Here is a 25,868-nt window from a genome sequence, read left to right as displayed (position 1 = left end):
GAACTTACCAATCGCATGTTGAACAGATCTCCCCGGATAAGGACATGGACTTTCAGTGCACAACCGCCGCATTTACCGTGTCTCACGAACCAGAGGGCTTTGTGATCCTTGGCTCACTCGCCCAGAGACTCAGCCTTATATGCGATTTCTGGGGGACGGTCTCCGTCGGCTCGCACCTTTGCACTCAGACTGCCTCCGCACAGGCCCTCGCGGGACTGCACTTGCCTTAAGCTAGTGGTTGTCATCAGCAGGCGTCTTTACCGCCAGTCAAATGTAGGTTCTCCCACAGGGGACTTTCACCCCATCAGTTCATGCCCATGCCGGGCGTACCGAATAAGGATAGATTGCGCCCAGCCGCAATCTTATCCTGTTGTTGCACAAGCCCGGGTTGAATTCTGGTGAGGAAGGTCTATTGAAGTTTACTTTTCTGGCGGATCTTGAATCAGAGCGTTTTTTCAGAACACTATTTATTCAGGATGAGTGTCTCCCGACCACTGCATTACGGTAGTCTGGGGTATGTCATATCTGTCTGGCTGAGCTTACATCTTCTCCCTGTTTGTGAATGGCGGTATTTGTTGCTGTGGCAACTCAGGTCGGTTTCAGGAAGCTGAACGCAATGTGCTTCATCGCTGCGCCGCAATGCCTGCATTTGAATTGCGGACGAATCACGGGTTCTACTGCTTTGACCATGACGTGTAAAACCAGTTGCACCAGTGATAATTGTTTTTTGGCGTTGCCGTGTAAAAATCCATAATCCCGCAATCGTCGAAATCGCCTGGGTAATACATGTTTCAGTACCAGCCACAGGAAGTCTTCTCCTGGCAGGGTTCGCGTCTCTTTTTTGCCGGTTTCACTGTTGAGGTAAGAGAAGGTCACCTTTCCTTGTTTGCTGGCCAGGATGTTGTTGTCGCTGATCACGCCCCGGTACAGATACCGGGATAGATATTCAAGTGCTGGTAATCCTTTGCCCACCCGTTTGCAATTGACGACCCACTCTTTGGGCAGCCTTGTTTTCAGGCTCAGTGATAGTAGTCCCTGTTCGGCCAGGGTGCGAAGGAGTCTGGCTCAAAAGACCATGGCCAGGTTCTTGCCATTGAAAAGATAGTGACCTGTGAGTTTGCGCCACTCTTTTCGTCGGGTATTGATGCCGCCACCGGGCACTACAAAATGTATATGGGGATGGTAATCCAGCCGTCGGCTGTGGGTTTGCAGGACGCTGGTCATTCCCAGGTCAGCATTCAGTTTTTTGCTATTGGCTCCAAACTGTTTCAGGGTATCAGCCGCTGTTCTGAACAGTAAATCGTACACCTGTCGTTGATGTTGCCAAGCCAGAGCCCGCAGTTGCGCTGGTAAGGTAAAGGTCACCATAAAGTATTCAACGGGCAACAGTTTCTGTCTTTGCCGTTGCATTCCAGCAGCATCATGCCGGAAGCCCCTCCCTTAAACGAGAGTCAGAGGCGAGACTTGCTGGAGCTGTTTGAAGACCGGCACAACCTCAAGAGCACGCTGATTACCAGCCAGATGCCCGTTGATCACTGGCATGAACTGATCGGTGATCCGGCACTGGCAGATGCGATTCTGGACCGGCTGACTCATAACGCCCACCGCGTCCCTTTAAAGGGTGAGTCACTGCGCAAAAAACAAGCAAAACTGGCGAAGTCCGAACCTACGTCTTAAGCTGCAAACCGATGCGTCGCTGCGCTCCGATGAGGGGTGGCCGAATGTTTCCGGAATGGGTGGCCAGATACTTCCGGAATCAGTGGCCGGATGTTAGTGGAATGGGGAGCCGAATGCTCCGGAATGCGCACTATACCCGCAAAATAGTATATAATACACATCTTGAAGGTATCGATAAGGTATCTATTAGACGTGTTTGAATATGATCCTAACAAAAGCATGATAAATTTCGACAAACATGAAATTGATTTCAATGAAGCCCAAAATCTCTGGAATGATGAGTCAAAGATCGTTTTTCCAGCAAGTGTTGAGGGTGAAAAACGATACCTGATGGTTGCAGTGTATAAAGGAAAGCATTGGACAGCAGTTTACACACTTCGAGGAAACAACATCAGAATTATTTCAGTTCGTCGTTCCAGAACAAAGGAGATTATGTACTATGAAAACTGAAGATTTCGATAAAGCCTTTGATGAAGGTAGTGATTTAATTGATGCTGTCGTTGAATGGGAAAAAGGCCATCGTCCCGATCTTGATACAAAACGTATCAATATAGACTTCCCAGTCTGGATGATTAATGCCCTTGACAAAGAAGCCGCTAGACTTGGTGTTGCTCGCCAGGCAATTATCAAAACATGGATGGCCGAAAAAATAGATCAAACTCGTCGGTAAAAACTCACCTGAATCGGGTAAGGGCTGGCCTTTCTCCAGCCCTCCCCACAGCATCCGGCATTATTTAAAACTGGAAAAAGCAAAGTTCATTTAAAGCTGTCACCGCAAAACAAGAAACGGGGGTAAGATATAAATGAAAATTCATTAGGTATTGTTATCCTGATTTTTTGCCTGATCAGTTTTTTCCTAATCCTGTGCTCATGTATGTTTGCCAGACAATTTCAAAGCATTAGAAATCAAAAATATGTGTGTTGCAAAGAACTTGAGTAAGAACTCGGCTTAACCCAGCATAGAAATATCAAGTACAAAAATGGCAGCCAATCTTTGATCATACTACCTTTAATGATCATTGTGATTTCGTCATCTATGTTAAGCTGACTGACAAGTAGCCGTATGAATGAAATAAAATTTACAACCGATCAAAAGGAGCGACTCGTCAGCAAAATAAAAGACTATTTTAACGATGAGTTAGGACAGGAAATTGGTGGCTTTGATGCTGAATTCCTGATTGATTTCTTTGCCAGGGAAATCGGCTCGTATTTTTATAATCAGGGGCTTTCTGATGCTCATACTGTATTTACCGAAAAGACTGAAGAGATAGGGTATCTGATGCAAGATTTAGAAAAACCTGATAGCTGACAGGTCATTCAAGCACGCTTCATGATGTGGGTTATGTATACAGATACCCGGATTTTGTAATAAAAATCGAGTGTTTCAGGTATATTTTTAACTGTAAGTGCTGGCATTGGTGTAATCTCCGGGGAACCGTAATGGTTTCATTATGGTTGCAAAGGCCATTCAGTCAAACAGTGAAAACAGAAGGGGTGGTGGAGCTGATCAGCAGCGCAGGCAAGCTGCAAATCAGAAATAGAGAAGGCGAACTGATCAAAGTCCGGTTCAGCAAAAAAATGTACCAGTCAGTACGACCATTCCGAATGGGCGACACTGTCACCCTGCTTGCCAATGAGAAAACGGTCTTTAACAGTGCCACCCAGAAAGAGAATGGTAAAAAACAGTTCTGCAGCTTTCTGCTCATTTATAAAGGGCTGGACCAGACCAATACCCGTACGCCGGATATTGAGACCATTGGCCGGGTGCGGATTATGGATTACTGAGAATTAGACATGAGACGATAGGATTGGTGGCTTCCCGCATGAAAACCCGACACCATATCCCTGATTAATAAGGTGGGTACGCCAGCAGTCCCGCCTTTAATGCACCTTCTACTGTGCCATTCACGTACTCTTCACCGGGAAAGAATATTTCCTTACTGTCGTATCGTGCAGAGGAGTATTTATAAATCGCAAAAGACCAGTTATCTTCTCCGCCGTTGAACTTCAACCGGCAAACCTGTCCCGGTCCATGGGTGTCAATTTTATCGAGATACAGATATTCTCCCCGGTATCTTTCCTGGTACTGACAACCATTCTCCTTGTTAAACCTGTCAATAATATTCGCAACATTGTTCTTTATAGCCTGGGGGATTTTCACTATCGCCTCCCGATCATTGTTCGCCGACACCAGAATCAAATGTAAGACACGCCCTCACTTTTTCCAGAATAAGTCTGTGGATAAGTTGTTGGCAGGTTGTGTTTATATTGTCAGTAGTTCGTTATAACCCATTGCAGTACCTGCCTGTCGAATTATTATCCCCTGTTTCAGTTATCCGGAATTTGTGTGGAAAAGATTGTGGATAAACCGTTAGGGGATAAAGGCAGCCTTTCAGACAGGCGGGGTGAGAATAATTGGTTAAATATTGATCAATAAAAATCCTCATATTCCGGATACTGCTCCGGCGCTTCACCTTTACGTTCGATCACCTGGATATCAGACGTATTCTCTTCACTGCCGTGCATGACCACGATCTCAAACTCCCAGTTATCACCATAATCAAAGATAAAGGTGATTTTCATTCCGGGAACCGGCTCAAGTTGACGCAGCCGGGTTTCAGTCACACAGGCATCAGAAATCTACTGCAGGATGACCAATCATCCGGTCGGCACCAAATGGGCTCAGATACTGAAAGTGATAAAGGTGGTCACAATCAAAGTCAAAGGTGTCAAGGATGGCTTCTGCCAGATCTTCAAGCAGGTGGTCAGCGGATACTTTCAGTGTGCGGGTGCACTGACTCCCCAAAGCAACGGACAGGACATAACTGGCAGCAATCATCGGCTCCGGTTGTTCCAGGTTTTTTTGAACATCTGGCCGAATTGCTTTTATCGCGGGCAGTAGATTGATGTGTTCATAGTCGTCTTCATATTCATCGTCTTTCAGCGAGTCGATAAACTCTTGCCGACAGGCGTTTAAAAACAACTGCCCCCAGGGCGTTAATTTCAGGAAATGGATTTCCCGGTTACTATCCTCAAGCTGGAATTCAGCCATCCCGGCCATTTTGAGAATGGTCAGGTTGAACGCCTTACCCCTGCGTAACCAGAAGCCCGGATCCCTGGCCGCTTTGCCTTGCCATAGATCGGTGTCGCCGTACCTCATCATAAACCCGGGCAGAAAGCGGTTATCAATAGTATTGATTCGCTCCCCGACGCTCATGGCATAACCTCGATTAATCCACGCTTCCAGCAGGGAAAAATATCGTTCAGCACCATTCATGCCCTGCCACTGCTGGTAAAGCGCCTCATTGATATGAAGTACTGTATTTCCCCTGCTATCTGGCCGAAGGGCGGCCAGCCCCGAACTGCGACTCAGCAATAATAGCCCCATTAGCCGGGCATAATTAGTGGTCATTGGTCGTTTCAAGGTCAGCACTTCGGGGCTGGAGAGCAGACTGTTCAGTGGCTCAGCCCATTTAACCGGAGGCAGGTTCTTGCTTTTCGAAACCTGAACCGGATTTTTCACCAGGTAATCCAGAAACACATCAACATCCCGGAGGAATACCTGGTGATGGTCCGACAGGGTAAATGCTGCTATGGCTTCTGCCGTTTTTGGTTCAAATAACATTGGCTTCATTCTTATTGCTAACTCGGTTTTGTTGACATGGATCAATTATTCAATTGCGGTAAATACGTAATCTGTATCCATCCATTGAGTGATTGCCGAAGTCGATAGCGATTGTTTCGGGGCCTGGTGCCCTTAGTATTAGTTAAATATATACCTTAAAAATGACTTCCTTTGCAGCTGTAAGGATAGATACCGTTTATAAAATTGGTATATACACCAATGAACTACACCAATTAAAAATATTGATATCTATCCGGGCCTCGGCCTGCAAAATTGCTTTTACGTCAAAAAAGTAACGCAAATGAATGAATTTTAAAGAAATAATGTTTTTCATAGACTTCTTTTTGTAGCATGAGTTACTCCTCCAGTTAATATGAAAAGCCTGCAAAGTTTCCTTCACAGGCCATCATTCAAAACTGAATAGGTAGGCTTTCACACCTACCCATCTTTGATGGCTTAAACAGCCTGCCAATTAGCCGCAATAACAGGATTTACCTGTGTACGGGTATCATCGGGAAGCTGTGCATTTCCAGGAGGAGGAGCATCAAAACCAGCCATGGCATTTACAAGGTTATCCATCTTGTTTGCCAGGAGTACTGCATCGCTGGTTCGTATCTGATCCAACTTCTGGGCATCGTTGCTGTACCAGTCCTGCACAGTGATCTGATCATCAGAGCCAATAACATCAATCAGCAGGTTGTCACCTTCACGGGTAAACCAAAGATTTTCTTCTTCAATACCAGACAGCTGCAGCACATCAGTATCAGCAGGCGTATTGGACAGGTTGTTGATAGTGTCTGAGCCGCCGTTGGCTGCAAAATGATAGGTATCGTTACCATCACCACCCATCAGGTAATCACTACCAGCATTACCATACAATTGATCATTTCCGTCACCACCGTAGGCTGTGTCATCACCCACACCGGTATTAATGATGTCATTTCCACCAAGACCTCTAATGACATCATTGCCAGCCAAACCGCTCAGGTTATCATCCGAGGAGTTATAGCCCCAGATATCATCATTACCTTCCGTAGGAACAATAACTTTCGCTTTGACAGTATCAATATCCCAAACAGTACCGTCTGCGAATTCAATCCGGTCTACCGCATAGCCTGATGTGGCATCATTGTTGAAATAGTTACGAACCCGAATGGATTGAGCATCACCATCAATCTTGATCAAAAGATCATCGGTTTGTCTTAGAAGTATGGTATTGGCTGGAAGAATGCTTTCGCTTAACTGAATGACATCGGTGTCAGTACCCGATGAATATTCGGTTATGGTGTCATGTCCATCCCCCTGGGCAAATATGTAGCTATCGTTACCTTTGTCGCCGTGTAGTTGGTCGTTAGCTCTACCACCATTGAGTGAATCATCACCTATACCGCCATGGAGGTAATCTGCACCATCGTCTCCTACGAGGTTGTCATTACCCAGCTCACCGTAAATGCGGTCATCACCCTCACCACCTGACAGCTGGTCATCACCATCACGGCCATAAATTACATCATTTCCACCCAAAGCGTTGATAATATCTACACCGGCATAACCGTAGACTTTTTCAACTCCATCGGTCCCTGTCCACTGAGCAGCCTGCGCCAGAGCCTCAGACATACTGGTTACAGTGCCATCAGCATATACCAGCTGATCTATTTGGTTGCGCTCACTGATAAATCCATTTCTGATTATGACCTTCGAAATAACATCATCTTTATTAATTTCGATGATCAGATCAGTAGCTGTTCTTCGATAACTAACATTCTCAGGGTTAATGGTTGAATCAAAAAGAATCTTATCGAGGTCAGTGCCAGTATTATCATAGTCTTCTACAATATCCTGACTTCCATCAGCAGTTATGACATAGGTATCACTTCCAGCTCCACCAAGAAGTAGGTCGTTGCCAGCCCCACCTTCAAGTCTGTCATTACCTCGCCCACCTTCAAGAGTATCAGCACCGACTCCTCCTATCAGGGTGTCATTACCATCTTCCCCTCTTAGAGTGTCATTTCCTTCTGAGCCACTGAGATTATCATTACCGGCTCCCCCCAGAAGCAAGTCATCCCCCTTCAAACCGTCAATGATATTATTCTGATTGTCACCCTGTAGCTCATCATTCTCATCTGTAGCCTGCAAGGCTAATGTATAAAGATCTGTTGAAGTCCACTCCTTCAGAGAACTATCAGGATCACTGAATTCAACTTTATCAATGGGGTAACTATTTGTGCTGTTGTAGAAATTTCGAATACGAATTTCATCTTGATCCCCATTAATGTATAGAACCAAGTCAGCCCCTTGAGCACGTATCAGAATATTTTCTGAACGAATACCTGCTCCAAGAATAATGCGGTCTAATGTTTCATTGCTTCCAGATTCATTGATGACATCAAGTCCATCACCAAGCCCATAATAATAAGTATCACTCCCCAAACCTCCGACCATAAGGTCATCGCCAGTTCCACCAGTTAGACTATCGTCACCCGTACCACCATAAAGCTCATCATGCCCAGACCCACCAAGTAACTGATCATTCCCATCACCTCCAAAGAGCCGGTCATGACCATCATTCCCTGAGAGCAAATCATTCCCTTTCTTACCGGAAATGTAATCGTCGCCAGCGAATCCATCCAGTTCATCAACATAGGAAGTCCCATGTATATCATCATCACCATCACTAAAGATTTGAGAAGCTACATTCTGAAGGTCGAAATTGTCTGGCCCAACCTCAAGCTTGCTGCCATCAGAAAACAGGATTGCATCGACGTATTTATAGTCAGAACCTTCTTGAGAAAAATGAGACAATACTCGAAGGGTATCATTTGTACCATTTATAGAGATGACAAGGTCGTCACCCTCCCGCTGAGTAGTAATATCATTTATTGTTAAATCGCCTAGCATTCGAATTACATCGTAACGCCCCTCTGTGCGATCATAATTATTGATACGGTCTTCACCATAACCCAGCCCAAAACGATACTCGTCGTTACCATTTCCCCCAATTAATAAATCGTTTCCAGCCCGACCATCAAGAACATCATTACCATTCATGCCTTCTAGCTGATCATTGGTTTCAAGACCAATTAACTCATTATCACTATCATCCCCTTCTATCACATCGGTATACAAAAGAAAAATATCACTATTTCCAGCAAGCAGCCTATCACCATAACTAAACGAGCTATTGACTATTTGAGTTACTAACGCAGCTGTTTCAACACTGAAATTATTAACTTCTTCTAATTGATTGAAGCGGTATAGAGCTGTTCTGAGATTGTCGAGATTTCGGGCATCATATACATTAATACCTCTTACTGCCTGAACAAAATCCTGTAGTAAATCTGGTGCTGATGATGGAGCAGCCTCAGAATATCTATAGAGATCATCGATCACATTTGTGAAATCACCGAGCCAAACATCAGACCCAGCTTCTTCAGTCCAGCTTACCTCGTCAAATAGGGGCTTCAAATAACTATCAGATGCCATTTGGTAGAATACACTGTCTACCAAACTGGCAAATATTTCATTATACATTCTTGCATATTGCCAGCCCCCTCCTTGAGCTATTGGAAGCTGGTATCCATAGAAAGACTCAAGAGCACCAATCTTTCGTGTATCCATTGGGGCTCTGCCATGTTGTCGGTATCCCCCGCTCTGTCCAGTCCAAGCAAAAATTATTGGTTCCAGCAAGGCTTGACTTTCTTGACGAGAGTCTGTGTTGACGAATTGCTCAACTAGCCTTTTTAGTTCTCCTGATTCATCTCTAGCCATTGCTTGATGCAATGAAAATGTTGTGCCAAATCCACGTGCATCTGGCAAAAAAAGTGAAATTTCTAAAGGAACTTCAACTATAGTTTCTATTGTGTCAGTGGGGTCAGTATCAAACCAGACATCATTCATTGAAAGAACTTGCCCGTTGTCTGCAGTATAATTTCCTACTTGCCTATGTTCGTTTCCGGCACTATCTGTAAATGCTTGATCGGTATAATTAATAGAAAGAGACTTAACTCCCGCTTCCTCTAGAGTAATCAATTCGCCATCATCTGTAATGCCATTTTGGTTTAAGTCACGAAATACTCTTAAATTGACAAATTCCTCATCATTCGCGTTTATCAAACCGTCACCATTTGAATCAAATTCAGCAAGAGCGGTGAATCCATTATCTGCTTTGCTGCCATCGTTCAATACGGTGGAATTACCGAAAAGCTCCGTACCATCGTTGACTTTACCGTCTCCATTTCGGTCATATATTAAAAGTCCATCATCCACTCCTACAAAACCGGATCGCTCTTTAAATCCATCCCCATCGTGATCAAAATATATTCCTGACGACTGGCCAACAGTTTCAATACCGTCTCCATCCAAATCTAAAACAAGCGGGGATGCAGGGGTCGGTCCAGGAGCTTTCGGTTTCGCAGGAGGAGGAGTGTTAGTAGTCTCACGAGGTGCAGACTCACCTAATATTCTATCAATTTCATCTTTTGATTTATTATGCAGTTTTGATACATCATCAACCATCTTATCGCCTAGACCTTCAGGAACTAGACCTCGGAATAAAATATTTAAAAGCCCATCTATTGTTTCACCAGCACCTTCCTTATTTTCTGGTGAAAAGCTTTCATCATCCTGCATTACATCATAAAGTGTTTCGAGTGCACGTTCTCTTTTTCCTTTGCTATCTCGAAAAACTTCCCTAAGATCATCGTTTGGATTGTTTGATGAGTCAGACATTTTAGAATTTCCCTTTTAAAAAAAACTAACACGGGTTATTTAAATCAGAAAAACAGCTAATTCTGCTATTTTTTTAAGTAATCGTAAATTTTCTGTCGTTTATCAGACCAGTCTTTATCCAAAAGAGCTTTGGAAAAGGCTACAGAATCAAGTCCGTTAATTACATCTTTTGGACTAATGATTTTGTTGTATGGGGTAGCTCCTTTTTCAATAAAAAACTCAACTAAATCCAGATGCTGAAAGAGAATGGAAGTATTTAATGGTGATAAGCCATCTTTATCTGTGACGTTTAAATCACAACCATCATTTATAGCATTGGATATCCTTTTGATTATCAATTTATCATCAACCCCTTTTTCTTTATAAGAAAGAACCAACAGAACTAGGACTGGGTCAACCTCACCGTCAATCGTGATATAGCAGTTATTTTTCAGATTGGCTTCGGCCCATGTGAGAGGAGAAAAAGTTAAAATTAAAGAAAATATTAAAATAGGAGTCAAACTAAAAAAACATGATTCCTTTAAGGTTAATTTCTTGTTTTGTTTCGTTTTCATTATAAAAGATCACTATAAAAAATTAATAATGTTTTACAAAACCAATTATCATCGGCTAAAAATTTAGCATTCAGTACATACTGGCTTACCTCTCACGTACGCTCTCCTGCTTAAACCTCAAAAGCGGACTCAAAAAATACTCAATCAAACGACGCTGCCCAGTTTTAATTTCCACAGCCACACTCATACCCGGCGATAAATTCACTTTCCGGTTTTCCACCTGCATCCAGTCTTTTTCAATCTGGACATTGGCCATATATCTCAAACCCAGTTTTTCATCGGGCACAGCATCGTTGGACACATTCATTAACTCCCCACCAATCAGGCCATACTTGGTAAAGTTAAAGGTATCGATTTTCACTTCTGCTTTCAGGCCTTCCTGAACAAAACCAATGTCCTTATTCAGTACCCAGGCTTCCACTTCCATCTTTGCTTCTTTGGGGACGATTTGCATCAAGGCCTGTGCCGGTTGAACCACACCGCCGATGGTATGAATCTGTAACTGCTGTACAGTGCCGTCTATGGGGGATGTGATGATCTGCTGTTCATGCAGTTCTTGCGCCTTAATGCTTTCCTGCTCAAGGCTGGTGAGTTGCAGGCGAAGCTCTTCCTGTTGGTCCAGGCTTTCCCGCCGTTTTTGAGCGTGAAGACTGAGCAGCTGGTTTTGAACTTCTTCCTGCTCGGCAATCAATTGCTGTACTGCCGCTTTTTGTGCCTTGATATCTTCTTCCAGCTCTATACGTTGCTGTTCCAGTTCAAGGTATTGCACTTTTGATCCATAGTTCTTTTTATACAGGCCTTCCAGCGCCTGAGTGCGCTCTTCAATAATAGGCAGGACTCGTTGCAGTTTGGTGACAATGGCTTCTATTGTTCGCTGTTCTGCCTTTTTGCTCTTGAGCTGGCTTTTCAGTGTTTCAGATGCTGATACATAGTCTTCTATTTGTTGCTGTAAGAGCTGTTCTTCAAACTCAATATTGATGTCGCTTTCTTCCTGCTTGAGATAACTATCCAGCTTCAGTTGGGCTGGCTTCGAATAATTATCGATATCAAGATAATCAATAAAGGCTTCCTGCCTGGCCAGTTGTAATGAAAAAGCAGAGGTCTGTTTACTTAACCTGACCAGTTCGGCTTCAGTCACAATGTCTACCAGTGAAATCAGAGGGTCTCCCACCTCGACATCATCACCTTCCCGAACATGAATATTCTGAACTTCACCGATCACCATAGGTTGAATGGTTTTTACCCGTTCACCAGGGACTATTTTTCCCTGAGCCGTGGCGACAATATCGATCTTGCCAAAACACGCCCAGACGGCAGCAATAGTGAATAGCAGAACAATGACCTTTACGATGACTCTGCTGGCCGGATTGGCTGGAGTTTCTTCCACTTCCAGTGCAGCGGGCAAAAACTGACGACGGGTACTGTGTAATGCCTCAGTGTTTTCCGTTTTGGATAACAGGGCTTTGGTAGCATGATCAAAGAACGATTTAACCATTACACAGCCTCCCTCAGCCCATGCTGATGAGCATTCAGGCGGGCATAATGACCACCTTGTTTGACCAGCTGATCGTGAGGCCCCTCCTCAACAATTCTCCCTTTGTCCATTGTGATAATGCGATCAGCATCACGCACAGTAGAAAGTCGGTGAGCGATGATAAACACCGTACGCCCCTGACTGATTCGCTTCATATTCTGCTGGATGATATGTTCTGACTCATAATCCAGCGCACTGGTGGCTTCATCAAATATCAGAATTCTCGGATTGGTCAGGAGTGCTCTGGCAATAGCAATACGTTGCTTTTGACCACCAGACAGAGAACTGCCTTGTTCACCTACCTGTGTGTCATAACCTTCAGGCAACTCCAGAATAAAGTCATGAGCGCCTGATAGTTTTGCTGCAGCCATCACACGTTCTATTGAGGCTCCCGGTTCAGCCAGAGCAATATTGTCTCGAACTGATCGGTTGAAGAGAAAGTTTTCCTGAAGCACAACGCCTACCTGCCTTCGTAACCAGGCAGGTTCAACCAGAGCCAAATCAACACCATCGACCAATACACGACCAGACTCTGGTACATACAAACGTTGCACCAGTTTTGTCAGCGTACTTTTTCCTGAGCCGGATCGACCAACAATGCCAATCACCTCTCCTGGCTTTACTTCAAGCGATACACCATGGAGTACTGCTGGACGATCCGGCTGATATCGAAAGGTGACGTGTTCAAATTCAACGAAACCCTTTAATGCAGGCAGCGTTGTTCGGTTTGGATCGTGTCCCGGCTCTGTGGGTGTATTCAGAACATCCCCCAAACGCTGAACCGAAATCCCCGCCTGCTGAAAGTCCTGCCACAGCTGAACCAGCTTCAAAATAGGTGCGCTTACGCGACCGGCAATCATATTAAAGGCGATCAACATACCGACGGAAAGGTCACCATTAATAACCAGCGTGGCTCCCACCCAAAGAATCAGTACCGTCACCACTTTATTGATGAGCCCTGCCGTCTGGCTGGCAATATTGCCCAGATTCATGGATCTGAAAGAAGCGGAAACATAAGCCGCCAGCTGATCTTCCCAATGTCTCTGCATCTGGGGTTCAACCGCTGTGCTTTTAATGGTTTCTATACCAGTGACGGATTCCACCAGAAAGGACTGGTTTTCAGCACCGCGTTTGAACTTCTCATTTAAGCGAGCCCGAAGAATAGGCGTTACTATTAACGAGAGAATAATATAGAAGGGAATCGAACCTAACACGATCCACGTCAGCGTCGGGCTGTAGAAATACATGACGACAAAGAAAATGACCGTGAACAATAAATCAATACAAAGCGTCAGGGCTGAGCCGGTAATAAATTCACGAATGGTATCCAGCTCACGAACACGGGCAACGGTATCACCGACACGGCGAGCCTGAAAAAAAGCAACGGGTAGACGCAATAGGTGACTGAAGAGCCTGGAACCAAGAACCACATCGACCCTGTTGGTAGTATGGCTGAATACATAATTCCGCAAGCCATTCAGCACAACATCAAAAATCGACAGAACCAGCAACCCGAAGGCGAGTACGTCAAGTGTCGTTAAAGCCTGATTAACCAGAACTTTATCTATGATGACCTGAAAGAAAAGTGGGGTAATCAGTGCAAAGAGCTGGATAAAAAACGACGCCAGCAGTACTTCATAGAGCATTTTTTTATGCTTGAGTATGGCGGGAATAAACCAGCTGAAATCAAATTTTGAAAGACTGTCCGGCAGCAGGGAACGTTTGGTAAAAAGAAATAATTCACCAGAAAAAATAGTTTGAAAGTCATCCAGCTCCAATGCCTCAGGCTGGCAACTCGTAGGCTTCTGAATCAGAATCTTGTCATCATTACAACGGGCAACAATGAAATAGCTACCATCCTTATCAAGTGCGATAGCAGGTAATGGCAACTCTTGCAGTTTCTCCGGGGCAACCTGAGTTCTTCTGACTTTCAGCTTAAGATGTTTGGAGATACGGAGAAGATCAACAGGATCAACCACACCTTCAGTGTAGCCTATTAAATGCTTGACCTGTTCTGGTTGAGCTGCCAGCCCGTGAAAACGAGCCATCATCACCAGGCAGGTGATCGCAGAGTCCGAAGTTCCTACTGCAGACATCAAGAATTCCTGTTCATTATTTGATAAATCAGCCGGTGTCCATGGCCGAGCAGATGAAAGGTAATGCTTTATCCTGCATATCTGCGTTGTCATTTTTAATATGAAAAGTATTTAATAGTCAAGTGACGTTTTTTACAAAATTTGGTTTTGGTTTATGATTATTTTTACGAAATCCAAAGCTGTTATCCCACATTGTTTTGCAGGAAGTAGATGGGGGACATTAGTCCCTTTGGCTGGCAACCACCGATAAAGTGTTGGAATAGAAACACCGAGATTTTCGGCAACCTCCTTTGCAGGAAGGCCGTTCGACAGAAGTTTTTTTGCAGCATCTATTTTAGAGTCTGTCATCTGCCGTTTTCTCCCGCCAACTCTACCACGTTGCTTGGCAATTTCTAAACCTGCTCGAGTTCGCTCCACAATCAGTTCCCGTTCCATCTGGGCAAGGCTTGCCATGACGTGAAAGAAGAATCGACCTGCAGTTGTTGAAGTATCAATATTGTCGGTAAGACTCACAAAGTGACAATCCTGCTGTTCAAGCTCATTGATCAAAGTGATTAGATTTGTGGCACTTCTCCCAAGGCGATCCAGCTTCCAGACAATCAAGGTATCACCATCCCGTAACACTTCAAATGCGAGCTTCAAGCCTTCACGGTTACTTTGTGTTCCGCTGACTTTATCTTCGTATATTTTGTTACAACCAGCTGCTAATAGTGCTTCACGCTGCAGTGATAAATCCTGATCTTTTGTAGATACTCTTGCATAGCCGATTTTCATATCAGCCTCCCTTGATCATCTCAGCAAAACCTGACCACTGTTCAACCCTGAAAGCTCTGATATCTCTAACAGATGCGGGAAACCAGGAAAGAGATTTCAGGGCTGTGATCGCACGGAAGAGGTTAGCCATGTCCTCATCGTCTGTCACATAAAGACTACCCTGAACTCTCCTGAATCCAAGACTGGAAAGGGTAGAACCAATCTCAATATAAGCCTGTGGCACAACCTTTCGGATGATTCTTTTCTGTCTGCAACAATTAAGTCAAAAGCAATAGCGAGCATCAGTGAGCAACCGGATCGTTTTTGATATTTGAGTATCTGTATTCAGTTTCTTCTCCCGACTCAGGGATCTGAATCAGGACAATCCAGTCATCCTGGTTAACCGGCCTGATAGGTTCAAGAATTTTATACGCAGGTCCCAGTTTGCCAAACTGCCGATATTGACCGATGAGTTTAGGTTCAGGGAATCGATCCCCGATGAAATAGACTGGATCAATGGTCAGGTAAAAAAGCCTCTGCATCGCCAAGTACTTTTGACCATGCTGAAGATGTTTCAGCATTTGGGCTATCACACAGGTTTTGATGACCTACCTGATGGATACATTCAATATTACGGCAAGATAACAAAGAGTCGGAGTTCTGGTGAAGAAGTCAGAAAACACAGGGACTCTTCCGTAAGAAGTATTTATCTGAGCCTGCTGAGAGATCGCTTCAAAGTAAAACCCGCTGGCAGGAATATCATCATACAGCGGGCCTATGAGTCAGCAAAAAGCAAACACCACCTGGCGGATATCATCAATGAAGTTCTCGAAAATCTGATTAAGGACTCTTATGAGCTTCCTACCTTTGATGCACTTGCTCGGGTCGCAAGTGACCAGCGCCGAAGGGTCAATAAAGAACTCTACAGCAATTACCTCGATTCTCTTGATGAAAAGTCCAAACTGGTTCTCTCATCATTACTGGATGAAGAATCATGGGAAAAGCTTAAAAAAGAACCTGGAAAGCTGACGACAAAAAACACAACCAATACGCTGGGTGTGTTGAGCTGGCTTCGCAAGCAGCAGGCAGGTCTACCCAACTTGCCGGATATCACACCTGACAAATACCGGGACTTGCAGTTGGAAGCCCGCGCTCTGGATCGTTCGGAAATGGCACGATTGAGAAAGGGTAAGCAAGAGCTGCTGTTGACGATCCTACTCCGTTACCGACTTTCCCGCACCCTTGATGATGCGGCTGATTTACTGATCAAACTGATGCGGCGTATGCACACTCGGGCAGACAAGAAGCTGAAGGAATGGCTGAAAAATAAAACGAAACAGCAGGAGCAGCTTATCGGGCAGCTGAAGGATGTTACCGTTGCTTACCAGGGGAGTAGCAGAGACGATCAGCATAAACTTCGGAATATAGGCACAGCCCTGAAACACAATCCGCAGGAAGTGATCGACTCCTGCGATCAGCTACTGACTTACTCAAGCAACAACTACCTCCCGTTTTTACTCCCTATGTTTAAAAATCACAGGGCAAATCTGTTTGATGCCCTGAACTTGCTGAAGGTGAGAACGCCTCTTAGTGACTATGCGCTGATCAAAGTCATACTGTTTATCAAAAAACACCAAACATCACGTAAAAGCCATATTGATGTATCCAACAGCTCTGTATCTCTAAAATGGGTACCGGCAAGAAAATGGTGGACTTCAGTCACTGAAACCCAAAAGAAAGGTGTACCCGTTACCAAGGTGCATCGTCTTTACCTTGAGCTATGCCTCTTTACGCTGGTTGCGGAAGCACTCAGATCCGGCGATTTATTTGTTGAAGACAGTGAGAATTTCAGTGATTTCAGAACGCAGTTTATCTCAGAAGAAGAGTATCAAGAGCAGTTCGAAGATTTCTGCCAAATGATGGGCTATCCCTCCGATGGTGGTGACTTTTGCAGTCAGCTCAAAGCCAGACTTCACGCTGTTTGCAAAAAGGCTGATGAGCAGTTTCCAGAAAACACTGAAGTGCAGATTATCAATAAAAAGCTATGCATTACTCCGATCAAGGCAGAGAAACCAACACCTGAGCAAGAGGCTCTCGCATCCCTGATCAAAGAGCGTATGCCGCCTAAAAATATTCTGGATGTGCTGTCTGAAACTGAAAAGTGGTTGAATCTCAGCAAGCATATACGGCCTCTGTCGGGCAATAAATCCAGAATTGACAATATAGAAGAACGCTTCGTCCTCAACCTGCTTTGTTACGGCTGTAACCTTGGGCCAGTCCAGCTGTCCCGCTCAGTTCAGAATATCAGCCGCAAACAAATTGCACGACTGAATCTCAAGCACTGCTCCGAAGACACTCTCATCAAATGTATCAGGGATGTCATCAATGGCTATAACCAGTTTTCGCTACCTGCCTACTGGGGAACCGGCAAAAGAGCGTCTGCCGATGGTACAAAATGGGATGTGTATGAAAACAACCTTCTGTCCGAGTATCACATTCGGTATGGTGGCTATGGCGGCATTGCCTACTACCACCTCAGCGACAAATACATTTGCCTCTTTTCCCGCTTTATACCCTGTGGTGTTTATGAGGCAATTTATATTCTGGACGGCCTTCTGCAGAATGATTCCGACATTCAGCCCGATACGGTCCACTCTGATACACATGGGCAAAGCCTTGCTGTTTTCGGACTGGCTTATTTACTGGGAATAAAGCTGATGCCCAGGATCAAGAACATCAAACGGTTAAATTTACACCGGCCAGAGGCTGGAGCCAGATTCAAACACATCAACGGTATCTTCGCAGAGCCTATCGACTACAAGATAGTCGAAAGAGAATTACCGGAAATGCTGAGAATCGCCATGTCAATTAAAGCGGGAAAACTGACTGCATCAACCATTGTTCGTCGCTTAACAGGCAAGAGCCGGAAAAACCAGCTGTATTATGGCTTCAGGGAGCTTGGCAGGGTTATTCGAACCCAGTTTCTGATGGAGTATATTGCAGATGGAGGCCTACGCCGTATGATTAACGCTTCAACCAACAAAAGTGAACATTTCAATAAGTTCTCTGACTGGGTTTTCTTCTACAACAAGGGCGTGATTCGGGAAAATGATCGTCACGAACAGGACAAAATCATTAAGTGGAATCACCTTGCCACTAACATGCTCATTTTTTATAACGTCGAAGTGATGATGAGAGTATTGAAGGAGCTGAAAGAAGAAGGGCACAAAATTACCGAAGATGATTTGAAGCACCTGTCCCCTTATATAGAGAGTGCCAACAGGCTGGGAGATTATCGTCTTGAGCTAACCAAGCAGGTGCGGCCTCTGGATTTTTCAATTTCGGTACTGTGAGCATCCCTTTCAGAATGTCACTGAAATCACTTATCATTCGGTACAATAGTTCTGAACATTATAGGCGGCGAAATGCCTGGATATTATCAATACCGTTTTAACCTTGATCTCCGTGCCAGCGACAAAATCATCAAGAAGACAGCCAAGCTTAACCGCCTGAAATCGTGGTCTTTCGAGGATCATATCCATCACTATACAAACTACATCGAACCAGATTTCATTAACACATTAGATTTCGGAATTTGTTGCGAAGAGTATTACTGGCGTATTGGTCAGCGTCGTATGATATTTCCCAAGGATGCTGACGTTCTGAACATGCTGTTACAGGCAAAGTTTTCCTTATCAGCGGTTGAAGGTTTCCGGTTGCCCTATGATCAGTTTATTTTGGCGATCCCGAAGGAATATAAGTTTGCCGGACTATCTATAACTGGAGTTCTGGTGACGATGTGCCGGAATACTGATGAGATGAATGAGAAAATTGATCCATTCATCAAGGTATGCAGCAAAGGCACCGAGTCAGCACAAACGCCTCCTGGCCGCAAGGGAATGCTGACGTTTAATTTTCAGTTTGCTCATGATCCGGCAACAACATATTCTCGCATATCCGTGAAATTAGAAGATTTGCCACGTATTCTGTCTGCAAACCGATATCAGGATCTTGCCGACATTCTCCCTGGGTTTGCTTCAAGAGGATATCTTCACACAGAGCGTTGTGATAATGCGGAATTGCAGTCTCATTATGAGTTGCTGAAACTGATGGTGTCCATGTCAGTGTATGTTATGTATGCACGCAGTAATGATCGCCAAGATATTTTACAGGATGGACTGCCAGGACAGTTCAGTAATCACCAATTTGCATCTCTGGGTCATCGTTGTAGCAAGCATATGACTTTAGGCAGTATGGCTGGTGTTAGGGAAAATAGAGCATCCCCGAACAGTCACTACAGGTCATGGCATTTTCGTCAGCTGGTACATGACAAGTATTATCAGAATGAATATCAGGGCATGGAGAAGGGGAGTCGGATCGTTTTTGTTTCTGATACTTTGGTTTCCAACAAGGCCAATCCAGCAACACTGATAGAATAATTTGGCGGTTCATGTACCCGAACAAGAGGGGCGACATTTTCTTTATACAGTTCAACAGGTTAACAGCTTTTTATGACGTAAAAGCAATTTTGCAGGCCGGGGCCCATATCCATCTCGGAGCCCCAAGAGTACAGGGTAAATTCCATCCTGGAGCCAATGATGTCCAGAGATGTCTTGTCCTGATAGAGTTCTTTGATTATTTCCCAGGCATCCAGCCAGATTTCGCAGGCATCAGCTTCAGGCTTATCAAAGCCGGTTGTTGTTTTATTGTCACGCAGTACTGCAAAACCCTGGTCGATCAGCTGCTTCAGTTTGGCTTCTTCTTCTGTCAAGGTTGGGACCCGGAACTCTGTCGTCTTGTCTCGCCATTCTGCGGATACGCCTGTCCCTGGCAGACTGCCTGAATAGCGTTCATCTTTGGGCAGGTTTATGCTGGCGATTTGTAAGTAATAATCATTGGGTTCCGCCCAAGTCACATCATGACTGACAATTAGAACTCAGTGGTAAATAACCTGAGTTTTTAGCTGAATTGACTGACTGAAGATACCGCTCTCTTGCGATCACAGCTTGCTCTTTAGCTTCTTCCTTGTTGGAGGTTTGTATTTTGATTCTTTTGTAGGTCTTTGTATAGATCTTTTGTCCCTCGGCGTAAGCGGGATCTTTGCGAAGCTCCCTTTGACGCTCGGCGTAAGCGGGATCTGTCTGGTAGCGCTGCCTTTTGCGCTCCCTTTGACGCTCGGCGTAAGCGGGATCTGTCTGGTAGCGCTCCCTTTGGCGCTCCCTTTGGCGCTTGGCGTAAGCGGGATCTGTCTGGTAGCGCTCCCTTTGGCGCTCCCTTTTGCGCCCCCTTTCTCGCTCGGCGTAAGCGGGATCTGTCTGGTAGCGCTCCCTTCGGAGCTCCCTATTGCGCTCCCTTTGTCGCTCGGCAAGTGAAGAACTGCTATCAACATTAACTCCTGCCTGGGTTGTTTGGTTATCACTTGTAGCTTGGTACATGCATGACGGATTAACGACAGCAACTGGCCGTAAATCTTGTGAACTATGAATTCCGGCAGGAAGATTAGTTAACTGTAAACCTGAGCTTGTATGATTCGCTGCTGTTTGCTTTCTGATTTCAAGCTCGTCCCACGATATTAGCTGCTGAATGGGAGTACTTGGTGTTAGTAATAATGGATTATTAACGGGCTCATAATCAGGCTGGTAAGGAACATATTCATCAAGAATGGATTGTGGTATTTCTTGAATACCTGTTCCAGAAGCGTTTTCTGAATCGAGGTTTGTTAGGGATGTAATACTATATTTATTCAATGAATAAGAATGATCAGCTTCATTTTGATATGTATCTGGTCCGCTATTGTAAATAGGAATAGGGTTCAGCACTTGAACTGGTATGCCTTGATAAACAGGCTGCTGTTCGGTAGCCCCAAATTGCTGTTCTTGATCTACTAAACCTAATGCGCTGGAACAAAGATAATAAAAATAAGCATCAAATGAAGAAAATTGATTGGTTTGATCCATTGAATTATTGAACTGTTGAATTACAGCTTAAGACCACGCCTTCTTATAAAAGTTCCTCTCTTTCACAACTCGACTTTAGACTTTGCATGACACGAAAGACTGGCCAGGTTTCGATAAAATAACAAGCCGACATCAACAAACAATTTTTTCAGGTTCGCTTTTATTGCCGGTTTTTCTCTAAATGGCTGTATTTATGCAGCCTCTACTTTATCTGTCTTCAACTGGCCGGACAGTTCATTGAAATTGAGCTCATATTTTTGATGATATCTATCCCAGCCCTTACGAATGGGGAACCTTGGAATAATTCGTGACAGGGAAATTCTCATCATGCCTGCGGTTGTTGTATCCGGAGATCTCCAGGGTATCCGGGAAATCGTCAGGCATGACTGATTTTTGCAGACGGTCAACAACTGTAATAATGCATAACCTGCCATTTTCAAATGCATCCAGCGCAGAAGTGTTCTCAATTTTTGCTGCCACAGATGACAACAGCCAAATGCATGTTTGAGCTGGTGAAACATAGGCTCAACTGGCCACCGCTTTGCATAACCCCGAAGTACATCAAGCCCTTCGTGTTCTGTATTGGTTGAGATGAAAATTCTTTTTTCAGTGCCCCTTATCATTCTCAAAACAGCTCCAGACAACCCGAATTTCTTGCCCTTTGAGGAATTTTGCCCGACAAATCAGAGTACGATATCGCACGGTGCGAAACCCCGCCAGTAGCAGAAACTGATTAACTGCACAGTAGATGAAGGACTGATTAACGAGAAGTGGCACTTCCACGACCTGAAAGCAAAAAGCGTGTCTGACCACGAAGGATTAGTATCTGGCCACAAAACACTGGAAGCGAAGAAAATCTATATTCGGAAAACCCAGAAAGTACTGGGTACAAGATAACAAAAAGGAAGAGATATGAGAGAAGGTATCACCGGGCAATTGTCCGGTTTTTTGTTTGCCCAGCGAAGCGGGCAAACCCGTCAGGCTGAAAGAAGCCTGAACCACCCCGACTGAGGGGAAGGTAATCCGAATGGCAAGGGCGTTGCTGGCCAACGGCTGGGTTCGAAGGCCATAGGAAGTCAGAGGTACACAGCGTAAGCGAACCTGATTCGGCAGGTCGGGAGCGGCAAGCGTGCGAAATAGCGCGACGCCCAATACTCAGTCAGTCCCGACAAGTGATTGAGGGTGGAATTTCTGGCAGGGATCTGTTTAGTAACTGGGGAAGCCTGGCATCAATCCCTGAGTCATCGGGGGCTGTTATCGCAAGAGGAAACTCAAGGATAGCACTGGTGTGAGGTGGCAGATGAGCCCGTGTGACGATCATCAAAGAACTGAACCCGGTGCTGAGAGGGTTTGCCAACTACTTCAAGATAGCCAATTGTCGCAGTGCGCTGAAGGGAGTCATGAGTTGGGTCAGGCGCAGACTGCGATGTATACAGCTGAAACAGTGGAAGAAACCGGCCAAGCTGCATAGGCGGCTAAAACAGCTGGGATATAAGCCGCCGTTCAAATACATCAAGATGCGTTCATGGAGAAATGCGGCGAGTCCGTTGGCGCACCCCGCCTTACCTGATTTGCCGAGAATTACACGACATATCTTTGAGAATTGGTGCCCAGGAGAAGACTCGAACTTCCACGACCGTACAGTCACCAGCACCTGAAGCTATCGTGCCACTCTTATATTTCAACAACTTAGCTCAAATCGTTTTAGGAAAAATTGCGCAAGTGTTTATTATTTTTCGATATTTCAACCATTTTTTTAGAAAAAAATTTAATGAAAAATACCTTCTGGTTACCCAGCGAAAGTGGTCATCTAAACGACAGTTTTCAACACTGAAAGATATTTTCTCTGATCATCGCTCATACCTGCGAAGCGTTTGCTTCATGTTTCTTGCATTACAAATCGCATTTTAAAATCCACCCAGTGCACTGCTCGTAACCAACAAGAAGGGGCAGGCAAATTTTTGCCTGCGGGCAATCCTGTAATCGTTCTGAAATTTATAGAACGCTTAATCCATCGATATGGCCAGATATGCTATCCGGGTATCCGTACGTCACCCCGTATCATAGACACCCATGCCGCGCTACAATCAAACCCATAATATTGGCTCAGGATACCAACAGGATGCCCCCTGATCAGCCAGATACGCTGCCCCTGGAGAATATTGACTTTCGAGCCTTGTTTAGCCTGGTCGGCGAGGCAAACGCTGAGCTTGCCCGGTACGATGGTTTGCTACAAGGGATACCAAACCCTGCGGTGATGCTCTCGCCACTGACCACTCAAGAGGCGGTACTCTCTTCCAAGATTGAGGGTACTCAGGCCACCGTTGATGAGGTACTGGAGCAGGAGGCAGGACTGGAGAAAGAGGGCGAGAAATTCAAGGATATCCAGGAAATTTCAAACTACCGCGCTGCCCTGTTTCAGGCCAGTGAACACCTGAAAGCTTATCCCATTCGTTTAAGCCTGATTCGTGAGTTGCACAGCATACTGCTCAACAGCGTTCGGGGACAGAATAAATCTCCCAGTGAATTTCGCAACGATCAGAACTGGATTGGCCGGGCGGGTTGCTCCATGGAACAGGCGACATTTGTGCCTCCCTCACCACTGCGATTAATGGAGCACCTTGAGTCCTGGGAACGTTATATCGATTATGATGACTGCGACTTTCTGCTTCAGGTCGCCGTGGTACACGGGCAATTCGAACTGTTGCATCCATTCAAGGATGGTAATGGCCGGATTGGACGCATCCTGATCCCGCTATTTCTGTACCAGAAAAAAATTCTCTCCGAGCCTATGTTCTACCTGAGCGAATACCTGGAAGCCCACCGTGACGAATATTACCAGCGTCTCCAGGCGATCTCTTCAGAAGGAGACTGGAATGGGTGGATTGCTTTCTTTTTGCGAGCAATCACCCTTCAGGCCAGGGAAAACAGTGCGCGGGTGAGAAACATCATGGGGCTGTATGAGCATATGAAGCATCAAATTCAACACATTACCCGCTCCCAGTATTCTGTTCATTTACTGGATGCGCTGTTTAGTCGCCCCATCTTTCGCACCACGGATATTATTCAACAGTTTGAAGAAAAGTACGGCATTCATCCCAAAACCACACCGGCTTTACTCCGTCAACTGCGCGATGCCGGGATTTTATTGGAGATCAAACCGGCTTCGGGGAGGCGTCCTGCGGTACTTTGTTTTGCAGAGCTGTTAGAAATTACTGAAGGTCAGGGTGTATTCCAACGCACATAGCGGATAGCTCTGAATTCCCACGCCTTTTGAGGAGCGTAACCTCTGATTCAGGCTCCACAAACCTCGTTGAGGAGTTTGGAGGCTCCTCAAAACCACTTGAGGAGCGTGATAGCGCATTCAGGCTCCTCAAGCCTCATTGAGGAGTTTGGAGACTCCTCAAAGCCATTTGAGGAGCGTGATACCAGATTCAGGCTTCACAAGTCTCGTTGAGGAGTTTGGAGACTCCTCAAAACCATTTGAGGAGCGTGATACCAGATTCAGGCTCCATAAGCCTCGTTGGGAAGGTAAGGATTCCACGGCATAAGTTAATGAGCGGAAAATTTAATTCAAAGTAACCGGATATCATTGATAAATGAAAACTTCAAACTTTAAAAAAGCTCATACCAATCAACATATTACTTCCGGTAAGAGGCATTACCGGCAGTAAGGTTTTTGCGGTGCTTCCGTTTCAGAATAGACCTGAGTTTCACCTTATCACGGTGAGCTGCCGTTATCTTCCCCAATTTATCCTGGCCTGCTTAACTGATCACGAAGACTCCGGATTCCAGGGTCAATCATTGCATCGTTGGGCATATGAACTGAAATCCCGGGATGGTGGATCATATTCATAACCTGTAAAAGCACGACAATACAGAGACCATGACCAGTGGGATTCAAGAAAAAGGGATGCCTATCAGAAGTCGCTCAGCCAGGGCTACACGACAAGCCGGGCGAAAATCGTCACGGTTAAAGCTTGAAGTCCGAAACCCCGGGAATTTTATGCGCCCAAAGTTTCATCTTCCATAGCCATCACCCTGGCTGCCTGCATTGCCAGAAATTCGTTTTGAGCTATCGGCATGCTGACTATTTGCAGATTCATGCAATTGTCTTCAGTAAACTCCAGGCGAAAATCCATGATAAAACGACGATCTTCAGCAAACCTCAAGCGCCTTTGGTCAATAATGCCAGAGAGCTTGCTGGCGAGTATGCCATAGGGGTCATTAACGCACTCGTCCAGTTTCCTCTCAATCAAAATACCCCATAAAAAATCCTCGAACTCTTTCGAACATGTGCCTATATTCCAGCAACAACAGACCAGCTCATAAATATCCTCAATGCCGTCCTGATCCCAGCTGGAATCATAAAGGGGCTCGGAAAAGTCTGAAATATGATCGGACATACGGGAAAGCCCCAGGTTTTCCGAGGTATCGGCAACGCAATTATTCCTTATCTTATCGATAGCGTTGCTGGATATCCTGTTAAGCTTTTTAAACAACTTTTTCCGCTCCCGCTTCTGTTGGCGGCGCTGCTTGCGAGTCACTGATGTCAATTTAAATTCCTCTGCGATATCCCGGCTGAACCAGCATCAGGGAATCAAAATAAATTGGTGTTTCCAAACCCGGTAGCTTGCTGGATGATCAGTAATGGTGGGCATAAATAAGACCAGACTCACTGACTTTAATAAACAACTCTCTATGCTCTTTGGCCAACACCTTCAGCCTGCGCTTTTTGTGTGGTTTAACCAGTGCAACCGCTAAAGTAATGACAGCCAGCTCGGCAACGCGCTGGTTAGCCGACAGTTTCAGTTTATGCAAACGCGCTATATTCTTCCTGGAAATAGTTGACTGACGCATAAAACCAAATATTTCATTTTCCTGATCAATTGCACATCTTTCCTCTTTGGGTTTCTTAGAGCACTCTTTGCAGATATGATTCTT

22 protein-coding genes and 2 pseudogenes are annotated in these 25,868 nt (G+C 45.1%); 9 read left to right on the top strand and 15 right to left on the bottom strand.

Annotated features, from left to right (window positions below; genetic code table 11):
- Window positions 1-588: 588 nt before the first annotated feature.
- Window positions 589-1,410: pseudogene (locus ACO6UY_RS14780) on the bottom strand (IS91 family transposase); the annotation flags it as partial.
- Between the two features lie 27 nt (window positions 1,411-1,437).
- On the opposite strand from ACO6UY_RS14780, the pseudogene ACO6UY_RS14775 reads away from it, so the two are divergent.
- The 5 genes and pseudogenes from ACO6UY_RS14775 to ACO6UY_RS14755 all read left to right on the top strand — a co-directional run.
- Window positions 1,438-1,677, top strand: a pseudogene (locus ACO6UY_RS14775) (ATP-binding protein); the annotation flags it as partial.
- A gap of 192 nt (window positions 1,678-1,869) precedes the next feature.
- On the top strand, window positions 1,870-2,127 hold the full coding sequence (locus ACO6UY_RS14770; RefSeq protein WP_422450644.1) for a BrnT family toxin: 258 nt from the start codon (window positions 1,870-1,872) through the stop codon (window positions 2,125-2,127).
- Window positions 2,117-2,347, top strand: coding sequence for a type II toxin-antitoxin system BrnA family antitoxin (gene brnA / locus ACO6UY_RS14765; protein ID WP_422450645.1), 231 nt, complete (start codon window positions 2,117-2,119; stop codon window positions 2,345-2,347). Before ACO6UY_RS14770 ends, brnA begins: the two co-directional genes overlap by 11 nt.
- Window positions 2,348-2,740: 393 nt before the next feature.
- Window positions 2,741-2,986: a DUF2164 domain-containing protein gene (locus ACO6UY_RS14760; protein WP_422463583.1), complete on the top strand. Its 246-nt coding sequence runs from the start codon at window positions 2,741-2,743 to the stop codon at window positions 2,984-2,986.
- A 131-nt stretch (window positions 2,987-3,117) separates the two neighbouring features.
- Entirely contained in the window at window positions 3,118-3,462 is a 345-nt protein-coding gene (locus ACO6UY_RS14755) for a hypothetical protein (protein ID WP_422490417.1), read from the top strand.
- 64 nt (window positions 3,463-3,526) lie between these two features.
- Here ACO6UY_RS14755 and ACO6UY_RS14750 read toward each other — a convergent pair whose 3' ends face one another.
- The 9 genes from ACO6UY_RS14750 to ACO6UY_RS14710 all read right to left on the bottom strand — a co-directional run bounded on the left by ACO6UY_RS14750 (window position 3,527) and on the right by ACO6UY_RS14710 (window position 15,509).
- Window positions 3,527-3,838: a hypothetical protein gene (locus ACO6UY_RS14750; RefSeq protein WP_422450648.1), complete on the bottom strand. Its 312-nt coding sequence runs from the start codon at window positions 3,836-3,838 to the stop codon at window positions 3,527-3,529.
- 269 nt (window positions 3,839-4,107) lie between these two features.
- Window positions 4,108-4,302: an IS1096 element passenger TnpR family protein gene (locus ACO6UY_RS14745; RefSeq protein WP_422463578.1), complete on the bottom strand. Its 195-nt coding sequence runs from the start codon at window positions 4,300-4,302 to the stop codon at window positions 4,108-4,110.
- Between the two features lie 7 nt (window positions 4,303-4,309).
- Window positions 4,310-5,302 carry a hypothetical protein gene (locus ACO6UY_RS14740; protein ID WP_422463577.1) on the bottom strand — a complete coding sequence of 331 codons (993 nt, stop codon included), beginning with the start codon at window positions 5,300-5,302 and terminating at the stop codon, window positions 4,310-4,312.
- Between the two features lie 456 nt (window positions 5,303-5,758).
- The gene (locus ACO6UY_RS14735; protein WP_422490415.1) at window positions 5,759-10,030 is read right to left on the bottom strand and encodes a calcium-binding protein; all 4,272 of its coding nucleotides are present in this window, start codon (window positions 10,028-10,030) and stop codon (window positions 5,759-5,761) included.
- 65 nt (window positions 10,031-10,095) lie between these two features.
- Window positions 10,096-10,584, bottom strand: a complete 489-nt coding sequence (locus ACO6UY_RS14730) for a hypothetical protein (RefSeq protein WP_422450651.1) — start codon at window positions 10,582-10,584, stop codon at window positions 10,096-10,098.
- Window positions 10,585-10,669: 85 nt separating this feature from the next.
- Window positions 10,670-12,079, bottom strand: coding sequence for an HlyD family type I secretion periplasmic adaptor subunit (locus ACO6UY_RS14725; protein ID WP_422490414.1), 1,410 nt, complete (start codon window positions 12,077-12,079; stop codon window positions 10,670-10,672).
- Window positions 12,079-14,214, bottom strand: a complete 2,136-nt coding sequence (locus ACO6UY_RS14720; protein WP_422463677.1) for a type I secretion system permease/ATPase — start codon at window positions 14,212-14,214, stop codon at window positions 12,079-12,081. The genes ACO6UY_RS14725 and ACO6UY_RS14720 overlap by 1 nt, the downstream gene beginning before the upstream one ends.
- Before the next feature lie 132 nt (window positions 14,215-14,346).
- Window positions 14,347-14,988 (bottom strand): recombinase family protein, encoded by a 642-nt coding sequence (locus ACO6UY_RS14715; protein WP_422490412.1) that lies wholly within the window; start codon window positions 14,986-14,988, stop codon window positions 14,347-14,349.
- A gap of 281 nt (window positions 14,989-15,269) precedes the next feature.
- Window positions 15,270-15,509: a DUF5397 family protein gene (locus ACO6UY_RS14710; RefSeq protein ID WP_422490410.1), complete on the bottom strand. Its 240-nt coding sequence runs from the start codon at window positions 15,507-15,509 to the stop codon at window positions 15,270-15,272.
- Here ACO6UY_RS14710 and ACO6UY_RS14705 point away from each other — a divergent pair.
- Both ACO6UY_RS14705 and ACO6UY_RS14700 read left to right on the top strand, forming a co-directional pair.
- Window positions 15,429-18,320 carry a Tn3 family transposase gene (locus tag ACO6UY_RS14705; RefSeq protein WP_422490408.1) on the top strand — a complete coding sequence of 964 codons (2,892 nt, stop codon included), beginning with the start codon at window positions 15,429-15,431 and terminating at the stop codon, window positions 18,318-18,320. The genes ACO6UY_RS14710 and ACO6UY_RS14705 overlap by 81 nt on opposite strands.
- Window positions 18,321-18,392: 72 nt before the next feature.
- Window positions 18,393-19,406 (top strand): hypothetical protein, encoded by a 1,014-nt coding sequence (locus ACO6UY_RS14700; protein ID WP_422463701.1) that lies wholly within the window; start codon window positions 18,393-18,395, stop codon window positions 19,404-19,406.
- 59 nt (window positions 19,407-19,465) lie between these two features.
- Here ACO6UY_RS14700 and ACO6UY_RS14695 read toward each other — a convergent pair whose 3' ends face one another.
- The 3 genes from ACO6UY_RS14695 to ACO6UY_RS14685 all read right to left on the bottom strand — a co-directional run bounded on the left by ACO6UY_RS14695 (window position 19,466) and on the right by ACO6UY_RS14685 (window position 21,413).
- Entirely contained in the window at window positions 19,466-19,882 is a 417-nt protein-coding gene (locus tag ACO6UY_RS14695) for a hypothetical protein (protein ID WP_422490406.1), read from the bottom strand.
- A 1-nt stretch (window position 19,883) separates the two neighbouring features.
- Window positions 19,884-20,924, bottom strand: a complete 1,041-nt coding sequence (locus tag ACO6UY_RS14690) for a hypothetical protein (RefSeq protein WP_422490404.1) — start codon at window positions 20,922-20,924, stop codon at window positions 19,884-19,886.
- 279 nt (window positions 20,925-21,203) lie between these two features.
- Window positions 21,204-21,413, bottom strand: a complete 210-nt coding sequence (locus ACO6UY_RS14685; protein ID WP_422490402.1) for a hypothetical protein — start codon at window positions 21,411-21,413, stop codon at window positions 21,204-21,206.
- Between the two features lie 821 nt (window positions 21,414-22,234).
- Here ACO6UY_RS14685 and ACO6UY_RS14680 point away from each other — a divergent pair.
- Window positions 22,235-22,582, top strand: a complete 348-nt coding sequence (locus ACO6UY_RS14680) for a group II intron maturase-specific domain-containing protein (RefSeq protein WP_422463691.1) — start codon at window positions 22,235-22,237, stop codon at window positions 22,580-22,582.
- Window positions 22,583-23,046: 464 nt separating this feature from the next.
- Window positions 23,047-24,171: a Fic family protein gene (locus tag ACO6UY_RS14675; RefSeq protein WP_422490400.1), complete on the top strand. Its 1,125-nt coding sequence runs from the start codon at window positions 23,047-23,049 to the stop codon at window positions 24,169-24,171.
- A gap of 757 nt (window positions 24,172-24,928) precedes the next feature.
- On the opposite strand, the gene ACO6UY_RS14670 is transcribed toward ACO6UY_RS14675, so the two are convergent.
- Together ACO6UY_RS14670 and ACO6UY_RS14665 are read right to left on the bottom strand one after the other, a co-directional pair.
- Entirely contained in the window at window positions 24,929-25,480 is a 552-nt protein-coding gene (locus ACO6UY_RS14670) for a hypothetical protein (RefSeq protein WP_422490398.1), read from the bottom strand.
- An 88-nt stretch (window positions 25,481-25,568) separates the two neighbouring features.
- Complete coding sequence (locus ACO6UY_RS14665) at window positions 25,569-25,784, bottom strand: hypothetical protein (protein WP_422466473.1); 216 nt, start codon at window positions 25,782-25,784, stop codon at window positions 25,569-25,571.
- Window positions 25,785-25,868: the final 84 nt, after the last annotated feature.

The organism is Endozoicomonas sp. ALE010, assembly GCF_049310165.1.
Taxonomy (GTDB): domain Bacteria; phylum Pseudomonadota; class Gammaproteobacteria; order Pseudomonadales; family Endozoicomonadaceae; genus Endozoicomonas.
Note: the sequence above shows the minus strand (reverse complement) of the source record. Positions and strands in the feature narration are given on the sequence as shown.